Below are 10,715 nucleotides of genomic sequence, written 5' to 3'. Positions count from 1 at the left end.
TTACCGGGCGCATGCCATCAACCTTGCCACGGGGTATTCGTGACTCATGCGACGCTGATTTGCCGATGATGATGCAGATATTCAACGAGACGGCCGCATGGTTCCCGTAATCGCCCTGGTGGGCCGACCGAACGTCGGCAAGTCCACCTTGTTCAACCGCCTGACCAGGACTCGCGACGCCATCGTCGGCGACTTGTCCGGTCTGACCCGTGATCGCCAATACGGTGAGGCCAAGTGGCAAGGGCGTTCCTACATTCTGGTCGACACCGGCGGTATCTCCGGTGACGAGCACGGTATGGACGAAAAAATGGCCGAGCAATCGCTGCTGGCCATTGAAGAAGCCGATGTCGTTCTGTTCCTGGTAGATGCCAAGGCCGGTTTTACCGCCGCCGACCAGATGATCGCCGAGCATTTGCGCAAACGTAACAAGCGTTCCTACGTGGTTGCCAACAAGGTCGACAACATCGACCCTGAAATGGCCCGCGCCGAGTTCGCCCCGTTGGGCATGGGCCACGCGATCCCTATCGCCGGTGCGCATGGTCGCGGCATCACCCAGATGCTTGAAATTGCCCTGAGCACCTTCCCGAAAGACGAAGAAGAGCCAGAAGACGGCGATGAAGAGATCGTTGCCGAAGGTGAGGAAGCCAAGCGCATTCCTGGCCCAAGCGAAAAAGACGGGATCAAGATCGCGATCATCGGTCGTCCCAACGTCGGCAAATCGACCTTGGTCAACCGCATGCTGGGTGAAGACCGGGTTATCGTTTATGACGAACCCGGCACCACCCGCGACAGTATCTACATCCCGTTCGAACGTAACGACGAGAAGTACACGCTGATCGACACCGCGGGTGTGCGCAAGCGCGGCAAGATCCACGAAGAAGTCGAAAAATTCTCCGTGGTCAAAACCCTGCAAGCGATCAAAGACGCCAACGTGGTGATCTTCGTGATGGATGCCCGCGAAGGCGTGGTAGACCACGACCTCAACCTGCTGGGCTTTGCCCTTGAAGCAGGCCGTGCGCTGGTGATCGCGATCAACAAGTGGGACGGCATGACGCCGAGCGAGCGCGACTTCGTCAAGGTCGAGCTGCAACGTCGGTTGTTCTTCGTCGACTTCGCCGACATTCACTTCATCTCGGCGCTGCACGGCACTGGCGTGGGTAACCTCTACGCTTCCGTACAGAACTCGTTCAAGTCAGCGGTCACCCGCTGGCCGACCAACCGCCTGACCCAGATTCTGGAAGATGCGGTCGGTGAGCACGCGCCACCGATGGTCAACAACCGCCGGATCAAGCTGCGTTATGCCCACTTGGGTGGTGCTAACCCGCCGATTATCGTGATCCACGGTAACCAGATCGAGAAAGTGCCGAAGTCGTACGTCCGTTACCTGGAAAACACTTACCGTCGTGTGCTCAAACTGGTCGGTACGCCGATCCGTATCGAGTTCAAGGGTGGCGAGAACCCGTACGAAGGCAACAAGAACTCGCTCACCGACCGTCAGGTCAACAAGAAGCGTCGCATGATGTCGCACCACAAAAAGGCCGACAAGAAGCGCCGCGACAAGCGCTGATTGATGCCCCTGCACCCTTGGTGTGCGGGGCTTGCTGTGCCTAGGAGGCCTGGTGTGGCAAGGGGCTTGTTGTGGTGAGAGGCCTGTTGTAGCCATGAGGCTTGTTGTAGCAAGGGGCCTGCTGTGGGAAGAGGCTTGCTGCGGCAAGAGGCTTGTTGTGGGAAGAGGCTTGTTGTGGCGAGGGGGCTTGCCCCCGTTCGACTGCGAAGCAGTCGTAAAACCTGCACTGAGTTTTATCTGACAGGCCGCAGTGGCTGGTTTTGGGGCGGCTTCGCCACCCAACGGGGGCAAGCCCCCTCACCACAGTGGTTTGTCAAAAATAGTGGTTTGCCACAAACAGTGGTTTCCCAAAAACAGAGGTTTGCTACCACAGTGGTTTGCCAAAATAGTGGTTTGCCACAAACAGTGGTTTGCTACAACAGTGGTTTCCCACAAACAGTGGCTTGTCAAAAATAGTGGTCGCCACAGGTTTGCGCGGTAAATGTTTTAGAAGAAGGGCGCCAATGGGCGCCCTTTTTTTATGGGCGTCGTTTGGGCTATCCTCGGGCTCTCCCGCGCCGCCGTTAGAGCCGGGTGTAGAGCAGGGAATCACCGATGATCACCAGTAAGCTGCCGAATGTCGGCATCACTATCTTCACTCAGATGTCTCAGCTCGCGGCGCAAACCGGGGCGATCAACCTGTCCCAGGGTTTCCCCGATTTCGATGCCCCGCAGGCGCTGTGCGATGCGGTCGGTCGGCACATTGCCAATGGCCACAATCAATATTCGCCAATGACCGGTTTGCCGGCGCTGCGCCAGCAAGTGTCGGCGAAAATCGCTCGCAGCTACGGTGTCAACGTCGATGCCGATAGCGAAGTGACCATCACTCCGGGCGCTACTCAAGCGATCTTCTGCGCGATTCAGGCCGTTATCCACAACGGCGACGAAGTGATCGTGTTCGATCCGTGCTACGACAGTTATGAGCCGGCGACAGAACTGGCCGGTGGTCGTTGCGTGCATGTGCAGCTGGGCCTGAATGATTTCGCCATCGATTTCCAGAAACTGGCGCAAGCCATTACGCCGCGCACGCGGATGATCGTTCTCAACTCGCCACACAACCCCAGTGGGGCACTGATCAGTCGTGCCGAACTGGATCAACTGGCAGATTTGATTCGAGATCGCGACATTTACCTCGTCAGCGACGAAGTGTATGAACACCTGGTGTTCGACGGTGTGCCGCATGTCAGCGTGCTGAATCACGAAGAGTTGTATCAACGCGCGTTTGTGGTCAGTTCCTTTGGCAAGACTTACCACGTCACCGGTTGGAAAACCGGCTACGTGGTCGCTCCGCCGGCGCTCACGGCCGAGCTGCGCAAGGTTCACCAATACGTCAGTTTCTGCGGCGTGACGCCGCTGCAATTTGCCTTGGCCGACTTTATGGCGGAGCACCCGGAACACGTCGAGGAACTGCCGGGTTTCTACCAGACCAAGCGTGATCTGTTCTGCAACCTGCTGGCACCGTCACGCTTCAGTTTTACGCGAGTGGCCGGCACGTACTTCCAGTTGGTCGACTACTCGCAAATCCGCCCGGACCTCAACGATGTCGACATGGCCTTGTGGATGACCCGTGAACATGGCGTGGCCAGTATTCCGATCTCGGTGTTCTACCAGACGCCACCCGAAGGCCAGCGCCTGGTGCGCTTGTGCTTCGCCAAACGCGAGGAGACGTTGCGTGAAGCGGCGGCAAAACTATGCGTGATCTGAGTGCTCTGCCCAATCTGAACCTCGCACTGATCCAGACCACCCTGGCCTGGCATGACCGTCAGGCTAACCTGGAGCATTTCGAACACCTGCTGGAGCAGGCGCGCGGCGCGGACCTGATTATCCTGCCGGAAATGTTCACCACCGGTTTCTCCATGGAATCGCAGACCCTGGCCGAAGCGGAAAACGGTCCGACCAGTCAATGGCTTCGGATTCAGGCGGCAAAGCTCGATGCGGTGATCACCGGTAGCGTCATTGTCCAGGCCGCCGATGGCAGCCATCGCAATCGTCTGCTGTGGGCGCGCCCGGACGGTGAAGTCTGGCATTACGACAAACGCCACCTGTTTCGCATGGCCGGCGAGCACAATCACTACACGCCCGGCGAGCGGCAGGTGCAGTTCGAACTCAAGGGCTGGCGCGTGCGACCGCTGATTTGCTACGACCTGCGTTTTCCGGTGTGGAGCCGCGATGCTCATGACACCGACTTGCTGTTGTACACCGCCAACTGGCCGGGAGCGCGGCGTCAGCACTGGAACCGTCTGCTGCCGGCGCGGGCCATTGAAAACCTTTGCTATGTGGCGGCGGTGAACCGTGTCGGCACCGACGGCAAGGGGTTTGCCTACACCGGTGACAGTCAGGTGCTGGACTTCCAGGGCGAGACGCTGCTCAGCGCTGGCGAAGCCGATGGCGTGTTTCAGGTGGTGTTGAATGCAGCTGAACTGGCGGCTTATCGCACGCGGTTTCCGGCGAATCTGGATGCCGACACATTCGAGTTCACCTGAGATCCTGGCGGGCAGGTCCGGCCTCTTCGCGAGCAAGCCCGCTCCCACAATTGATCGGGGTGAACGCAAACAATCCACTGTGGGAGCGGGCTTGCTCGCGAAGGGGGCCTGACAGCCCCTGCAAAAACCACAGGCAAACAAAAAGGCCCCAAGGTTCTCACCCTGGGGCCTTTTGCATGGCCGCGAACGTTTACGCCGCTTCTTTGGCTTCCGGCTGGCTCAGGGAGCGGTTCAGCGCGCTGAACAGGGCCTTGAAGCTGGCAGTGGTGATGTTTTCATCAATGCCGACGCCGTGTACCGCACGTTGCCCCTCAACCCGCAGCTCAATGTAGGCCGCTGCCTTGGCATGGGTGCCCGCGCCGATGGCGTGTTCGTTGTAGTCCATGATTTCCACCGGAACCGGCAGGCCGGCCACCAGGGCTTCCAGAGCACCGTTGCCCTTGCCGCGCCAGTGCAGGTTGGTTTCGCCCTGACCCTTGCCGGACACTTCGACTTCGACCGAACTGTTGCCGTTTTCTTCCTGCAAGCGATGGCTGACCAGCGCGTAAGGCGTGTTGGCCTGCAAGTATTCGCTGTGCAGCAGTGCATGGATCTGCTGAGCGGTCATCTCAAGGCCCAGGCGGTCGGTTTCACGCTGCACGACCTGGCTGAATTCGATCTGCATGCGGCGCGGCAAGCTGATGCCGTATTCCTGTTCCAGCAGGTAGGCGATACCACCCTTGCCCGACTGGCTGTTGACGCGAATCACCGCCTCGTAGCTGCGACCGATGTCGGCCGGGTCGATTGGCAAGTACGGCACTTCCCACAGTGCATCCGGTTTTTGCTGGGCGAAGCCTTTGCGGATGGCGTCCTGGTGGGAGCCGGAGAACGCGGTGTGAACCAGGTCGCCAACGTACGGGTGGCGTGGGTGCACCTGGATCTGGTTGCACTCCTCGACGACTTTGCGCACGCCGTCGATGTCGGAGAAGTCCAGCTCAGGGTGAATGCCCTGGGTGTACAGGTTCAACGCCACGGTCACCAGGTCAACGTTGCCGGTACGCTCGCCGTTGCCGAACAGGCAGCCTTCGACACGGTCCGCGCCGGCCATCAAACCCAGTTCGGTGGCGGCGACGCCGGTGCCACGGTCGTTGTGGGTGTGCAGGCTGATGATCACGCTGTCACGGCGGTTGATGTGCCGGCCGAACCACTCGATCTGATCGGCATAGATGTTCGGGGTTGCGCATTCGACGGTGGCGGGCAGGTTGAGGATCACCTTGTGCTCAGGTGTCGGGTTCCAGACCTCGATGACCGCGTCGCAGACTTCCTTGGCGAACTCGAGTTCGGTCGCGCTGAAGGTTTCCGGCGAGTACTCGAAGGTCCACTGGGTGTCCGGTTGCTGGGCGGCGTATTTGACGAACAGCTTGGCCGCGTTCACCGCAATGGCCTTGACCCCGTCCTTGTCCTGATTGAAGACAATGCGGCGGAAGGAAGGGGAGGTCGCGTTGTACAGATGGACGATGGCTTTCTTGGCGCCGCGCAAGGATTCGAAGGTGCGCTCGATCAGGTCTTCACGGCCCTGGGTCAGCACCTGAATGGTGGTGTCGTCCGGGATGTGGTTGCCTTCGATCAGGGTGCGCACGAAGTCGAAGTCGGTTTGCGAAGCGGCCGGGAACGATGCCTCGATCTCTTTCACGCCCACTTGCACCAAGGTTTTCCAGAAGCGCAGTTTCTTCACGGCGTCCATCGGTTCGATCAGCGACTGGTTGCCGTCGCGCAGGTCGGAACTGCACCAGATCGGCGCGGCGGTGATGGTTTTCGACGGCCAGGTGCGGTCCGGGATGTCGATGGTCGGAAACGCGCGGTATTTCGAAGACGGGTCTTTGAGCATGCTCATCGGGAAATCCTTATTGTGTGGGCCGAAAAAAGGCGGCCTGCCAGTCGATCAATTGTTTTGGGGGAGAAGCGTAGGGCGAGGCACCGCGATTCAGCCTGGCAGTCGTGCGCTGACGAGGCACAGGCTGCGGTGCTGGCGAAGCTGAATGAGGGTGTGAGAGGTTTTCATGCCCTCAACCCTAACCGCGAGGGTGGAGGATGGCAAGCAGTCGAAAAAAATTGAGAGGAATACTCGAAAATCAAATTTTGTCGCGATTTTATTGCGGATTGTTACGTTGATCGTTTCGATGTTTGCGCGAGGTTTGAGGGATGCGCAATTGGGAGTCTTGAATTAATGCAGTTCTGCGGCGCCGTAATGCCGCCTTCGCGAGCAAGCCCATCCCACATGTTCGGCCGATGTGAACACAGAGTGTGCGTACACCGAAAATCCACTGTGGGAGCGGGCTTGCTCGCGAAGAGGCCATAAACCTCAACGACTAATTAAGGCTGAAACGCCCCGATAAAAATCGCCGGATCCACCCGCGCATCATTCAGGCTGACATTCCAGTGCATGTGCGGCCCGGTCGCGCGTCCCGTGGCGCCGACTTTCCCGACCACAGCGCCGCGCGCCAGTTGCTGCCCGACCTTCACATCGATCTTCGACATGTGGCAAAACATGCTGATAAAGCCCTGCCCATGGTCGACGAACACCGTGTTGCCATTGAAGAAGTAGTTGCCGATCAGAATCACCTTGCCCGCCGCCGGGGTCTTGATCGGTGTGCCGGCCGGCACCGCGAAGTCCAGGCCCGAATGCGGATTGCGCTCTTCACCGTTAAAGAACCGACGCACGCCAAACTTGCTCGACAGCGGTCCGTTGACTGGCTTGTCCAGCAGCAGGTTGCTAGGGGTGTTCGGACTAAAACTGCGATAAGCCTGAATCTGCTCGGCCAACTCGCCCTCGATCCGCTTCAGGTTCGCCGGGTTCGGATTGACCTGCTGGGTGTTCTTCAGCGTGATGTGCTGTTCCGGGTATTTCTTGTTGCCCACGTTGAAGCTCAGATTGCGCCCGCCACTGCTGAGCTGCTGTGTGCCCGGTTTGACCGTCAGCGGCACGCCGACAATCGCCAGCCAATTATTCTGCTCCTTGACCACCAGCACCGGCCTGCCTTGATAGCTGGCTTTCGGTGCCTGGGCCGCCGTGCCCAGATCAACAACTGCAACACCGCCCGGCACCGGTTTGTTCAGCAGCCGAGTGATGTAGCTGTCGGCATGGGCATTGAAGGTCAGGCACAACAACAGCAGCGGAGCTAAAAAACGCGGCATGGATCAATCCAGTAAAGAAAGGGTGACAGGCGTCAGGTGATTGTCTTCGACTCGTACTTGCAGCTCGCCGTCGCCCAGTTTGGCTTTGAGGCGCTGCCCGGTGTGAGTCTGCCCGGCGCTGCGAATCGCGTGGCCACGTTCGTCCAGCAGAATGCTGTAGCCACGGGCGAGGGTGGCCAGCGGGCTGACCACTTGCAGGGTCTGCACCTGACTCTGCAATTGCAGGCGCCGGGATTTGAGGCTTTCACGCATGGCGCGGGGCAGGCGTTCGGCAAAACTGTCGAGGCGCTGGCGCAGCATCGCCAGTTGACGGCCCGGATGTTGCCCGGCGAGGCGGGTTTCCAGACGAATCAGTCGTTCGCGGCGCGTGTTGAGGCTGCGTTCGAAGGCGCGGCGCATACGCATGTCCAGATCGTCCAGGCGTTGCGCTTGTTGGCGCAGACTCTCGCCGGGATGGCGCAGGCGGCGAGACATGCCTTCAAGGCGCAGCCGGTCACGCATCAAGCGGTCGCGGATGCGCATCACCAGTCGACGGTGCAGGCTTTCGACCCGGCGGACCAGGTCGCTGGAGTCCGGCGCGAGCAGTTCGGCGGCGGCCGAGGGCGTCGGTGCACGGACGTCAGCGACGAAATCACTGATGGAAACGTCGGTTTCATGGCCGACCGCGCTGACAATCGGCGTCAGGCAAGCATCGACCGCACGGGCCACGGCTTCTTCGTTGAAACACCAGAGGTCTTCCAGCGAACCGCCGCCACGGGCCAGGATCAGCGCGTCGAAGCCACGGGCGTCCGCCAGTTTCAGTGCGCGGACAATCTGCGCCGTGGCTTCGCGACCTTGTACGGCAGTGGGGATCAACGTCAGTTGGACCTGCGGCGCACGGCGACGGAACACGCTGATGATGTCGCGAATCACCGCGCCGGTTGGCGAACTGATGATGCCGATACGCTGCGGATGCGCCGGCAGCGGCACTTTGCGCTCGGCACTGAACAGACCTTCGGCGCTGAGCTTTTCCTTCAGCGCGTCGAAGGCTAGCCGCAGTGCGCCGTCCCCTGCCGGTTCGACGGTGTCGAGAATCAATTGATAATCGCCACGGCCCTCGAACAGCGAAACCTTGCCGCGCACCTTGACCGCCAAGCCATCCTTCAACGCCTGGCGAACCCGCGCGGCGTTCTGCCGGAACAACGCGCAACGCACCTGGGCGCCGCTGTCCTTGAGGGTGAAATACACGTGGCCGGACGCCGGGCGGGCGAGGTTGGAGATTTCGCCTTCGACCCAGATATTGCTGAACACGTCTTCGAGCAACACCCGCGCGCGGCCGTTGAGCTGGCTGACGGTCAGGACTTCACGGTCCAGGCCGAGTCTTGCAAAGGGATCTTTAATCATGGGGCGCATGATAAAGGCATTCGTCGATCAATCTCCACGCATCAACGCAAATCCCGTGGTGAGAACAGATTCATGTGGGGAACGGGCTTGCTCGCGAATGCATGCTGACTAACCCATTGATGGTGGATGTGCCTGCGCTTTCGCGAGCAAGCCCGCTCCCACAAAGGGTAAAGTCTGCTCCGGGATTCATGGATGACAGGGGAATGAGTGTGCTTGAGTTGTTAAACCAGTGGCCATTCGGCGCAACGGACTGGCTGATCATCGGTCTGGCCATCGCCCTGGCCTACATCGTTTTCGGTATTGCCGGTTTCGGCACGGCGCTGGTCGCGGGGCCGGTGCTGATTTTGTTCATGCCGCTGTCGAAGATCGTGCCGCTGCTGGTGCTACTGGATTTCGTCGCCGCGTTCGGCAATCTGCTGCCGTCGCGGCGGGATGTCGCGAAACCTGAGTTATTGCGGCTGCTGCCGTGCATGGCGGTGGGGTGCACGTTGGGCGTGATCTTTCTGCTGAATCTGAAATCCGACCTGCTGTTGCTGTTGATGGGGCTGTTTATCAGCGCCTATGCGATTTACAGCTTGTGGGTCAAAACCCGGCCGACGCAATTGTCTGCCGTCTGGGCAGTGCCGATGGGCACGGTGGGCGGGTTGTTCGGTGCGCTGTTTGGCAGTGGCGGCTTCTTATATGCCATCTATTTGAACAGTCGACTGCCGAAAGAGGCGGCACGGGCGACCCAAAGTGCGCTGATCAGTTGCAGCACGGTGGTGCGCTTGAGCCTGTTTGCTGTCGCGGGGGTGTATGCCGAGCTACCCTTGTTGGTGCTGGCGCTGTGTTTGTTGCCAGCCATGGCGTTGGGGCTGTGGATCGGTCGGCGGTTGACCCTGAAATTGTCACGGGAAGCGTTCGTGCGGCTGGTGACGTGGCTGGTGCTGGCCAGCGGGCTGGCGCTGATCGGGCGCTATTTGAGTACTTGACCTGATTTCGGCAGCTATTAAGCTGCCGCTCGCTCAGACGCCTTCGCGAGCAAGCCCGCTTCCACATTCAAACGCGGTCAAGTGTGGGAGCGGGCTTGCTCGCGAACGCGTAGAGCGGCACACCGCAGAAACATTCCTTTAAAGCAGCAGGCTGCACCCATGAATTCGCAAAGCATCATCGTCCCGAAAATCTCCACGCTGCCGGTGCACGAACCCCGGGCAAGGGCGGTCGTGCGTTGGCTGGTGCGCAAGAACATCATCAAGGAAGAGCTGACCACTTGCGGCCGCACCGGCAGTCGCATGGGCCACGCACTCGCCGACGGTGCCCGCGCCGTGGTCTTGCATCCGGAAGCGCTGCCATTTGGCGAGCCGGTCAATGGCCTGGAAATTATCACCAAGCGCTGCATCTACACGCCGGCCAAAGGTTTCCTTGAAGAGGCCGGCTGCGCCGAGTGCCGCAAGGAAGTGGGCGAAGCATTGTTTGAAAGCCTGGAGGACTGGATGCCCGGGCGTACCGATAACTTCACCTGCCCGGAATGCGGGCATGAAGACGACATCAACGGCTTTCTGTTTCTGCAGCCATGCGGGTTTTCCAACCTGGGGTTCATCTTCAACAACTGGGCCGAGGCCGGGTTCAAGCAGGGCTTTATCGATGAATTCGCGGATTGGCTGGATCAACCGGTGAGCTGGGTGAAGGTGGAGCTCTAGGCGCCAGCGCCGGCAAGCCTTGCTTCTGAGAACTGGCGCTAAATACCCGTCGATCGACCGTGTCGATAATAGACAGAGTTTTACATTGAACCCGAGGGGGTGTCTGACTATAATGGCGCGCTTCCATTTTCCCGCTCGGGAGCCCCCGCGATGCTGCGTATCAGCCAAGAAGCTCTGACATTCGACGACATTCTCCTAGTGCCCGGTTATTCCGAGGTGCTTCCTAACGAAGTCAGTCTCAAGACCCGCCTAACCCGTGGCATCGAGCTGAATATTCCCCTGGTTTCCGCTGCCATGGCTCCTGGCGCGCCTGCTGGATATGCCCCTCCACCACTCGCCCGTCGCATTTAGCCAATCGGCCCAGTAACACAAAAAGCAGTTCATCGTTAC

Annotated in this window: 8 protein-coding genes and 2 pseudogenes; 6 read left to right on the top strand and 4 right to left on the bottom strand. The window is 59.7% G+C overall.

Features of this window, described 5'->3' with window-relative positions; all coding sequences use genetic code 11:
- The first annotated feature begins 97 nt into the window (after positions 1-97).
- From der to ACQKP4_RS27270, 3 genes are all read left to right on the top strand, one after another.
- Positions 98-1,567, top strand: a complete 1,470-nt coding sequence (gene der, locus ACQKP4_RS27280) for a ribosome biogenesis GTPase Der (protein ID WP_427637102.1) — start codon at positions 98-100, stop codon at positions 1,565-1,567.
- A 594-nt stretch (positions 1,568-2,161) separates the two neighbouring features.
- Positions 2,162-3,310 carry a pyridoxal phosphate-dependent aminotransferase gene (locus tag ACQKP4_RS27275; protein ID WP_427637100.1) on the top strand — a complete coding sequence of 383 codons (1,149 nt, stop codon included), beginning with the start codon at positions 2,162-2,164 and terminating at the stop codon, positions 3,308-3,310.
- Positions 3,298-4,089, top strand: coding sequence for an amidohydrolase (locus ACQKP4_RS27270; protein ID WP_427637099.1), 792 nt, complete (start codon positions 3,298-3,300; stop codon positions 4,087-4,089). Before ACQKP4_RS27275 ends, ACQKP4_RS27270 begins: the two co-directional genes overlap by 13 nt.
- A 190-nt stretch (positions 4,090-4,279) precedes the next feature.
- Here the strand turns inward: ACQKP4_RS27270 and leuA are convergent, their stop codons facing one another.
- The 3 genes from leuA to xseA all read right to left on the bottom strand — a co-directional run bounded on the left by leuA (position 4,280) and on the right by xseA (position 8,646).
- Positions 4,280-5,962 (bottom strand): 2-isopropylmalate synthase, encoded by a 1,683-nt coding sequence (leuA, locus tag ACQKP4_RS27265; protein ID WP_427637097.1) that lies wholly within the window; start codon positions 5,960-5,962, stop codon positions 4,280-4,282.
- A gap of 479 nt (positions 5,963-6,441) precedes the next feature.
- Positions 6,442-7,263 (bottom strand): peptidoglycan DD-metalloendopeptidase family protein, encoded by an 822-nt coding sequence (locus ACQKP4_RS27260; RefSeq protein ID WP_427637096.1) that lies wholly within the window; start codon positions 7,261-7,263, stop codon positions 6,442-6,444.
- Positions 7,264-7,266: 3 nt separating this feature from the next.
- On the bottom strand, positions 7,267-8,646 hold the full coding sequence (xseA, locus tag ACQKP4_RS27255) for an exodeoxyribonuclease VII large subunit (RefSeq protein WP_427637104.1): 1,380 nt from the start codon (positions 8,644-8,646) through the stop codon (positions 7,267-7,269).
- Between the two features lie 203 nt (positions 8,647-8,849).
- On the opposite strand from xseA, the gene ACQKP4_RS27250 reads away from it, so the two are divergent.
- From ACQKP4_RS27250 to ACQKP4_RS27240, 3 genes and pseudogenes are all read left to right on the top strand, one after another.
- Complete coding sequence (locus tag ACQKP4_RS27250; protein WP_427637095.1) at positions 8,850-9,617, top strand: sulfite exporter TauE/SafE family protein; 768 nt, start codon at positions 8,850-8,852, stop codon at positions 9,615-9,617.
- Positions 9,618-9,776: 159 nt separating this feature from the next.
- Positions 9,777-10,325, top strand: a complete 549-nt coding sequence (locus ACQKP4_RS27245; protein ID WP_427637093.1) for a sugar ABC transporter ATPase — start codon at positions 9,777-9,779, stop codon at positions 10,323-10,325.
- 150 nt (positions 10,326-10,475) lie between these two features.
- Positions 10,476-10,622 (top strand): annotated as a pseudogene (locus ACQKP4_RS27240) (IMP dehydrogenase); the annotation flags it as partial.
- A gap of 1 nt (position 10,623) precedes the next feature.
- Here the strand turns inward: ACQKP4_RS27240 and ACQKP4_RS27235 are convergent.
- Positions 10,624-10,715, bottom strand: a pseudogene (locus tag ACQKP4_RS27235) (molecular chaperone DjlA); the annotation flags it as partial.

This window comes from Pseudomonas sp. NPDC086278 (assembly GCF_050280905.1).
Taxonomy (GTDB): domain Bacteria; phylum Pseudomonadota; class Gammaproteobacteria; order Pseudomonadales; family Pseudomonadaceae; genus Aquipseudomonas.
The sequence above is the reverse complement of the archived record's forward strand: the minus strand, read 5'-3'. Positions and strand labels throughout refer to the sequence as shown.

Bases quoted from the DNA above. Each gene is read 5' to 3' on its own strand.
- der (WP_427637102.1), top strand. From the start codon at position 98: ATGGTTCCCGTAATCGCCCTGGTGGGCCGACCGAACGTCGGCAAGTCC.
- ACQKP4_RS27275 (WP_427637100.1), top strand. From the start codon at position 2,162: ATGATCACCAGTAAGCTGCCGAATGTCGGCATCACTATCTTCACTCAG.
- ACQKP4_RS27270 (WP_427637099.1), top strand. From the start codon at position 3,298: ATGCGTGATCTGAGTGCTCTGCCCAATCTGAACCTCGCACTGATCCAG.
- leuA (WP_427637097.1), bottom strand. From the start codon at position 5,962: ATGAGCATGCTCAAAGACCCGTCTTCGAAATACCGCGCGTTTCCGACC.
- ACQKP4_RS27260 (WP_427637096.1), bottom strand. From the start codon at position 7,263: ATGCCGCGTTTTTTAGCTCCGCTGCTGTTGTTGTGCCTGACCTTCAAT.
- xseA (WP_427637104.1), bottom strand. From the start codon at position 8,646: ATGATTAAAGATCCCTTTGCAAGACTCGGCCTGGACCGTGAAGTCCTG.
- ACQKP4_RS27250 (WP_427637095.1), top strand. From the start codon at position 8,850: ATGAGTGTGCTTGAGTTGTTAAACCAGTGGCCATTCGGCGCAACGGAC.
- ACQKP4_RS27245 (WP_427637093.1), top strand. From the start codon at position 9,777: ATGAATTCGCAAAGCATCATCGTCCCGAAAATCTCCACGCTGCCGGTG.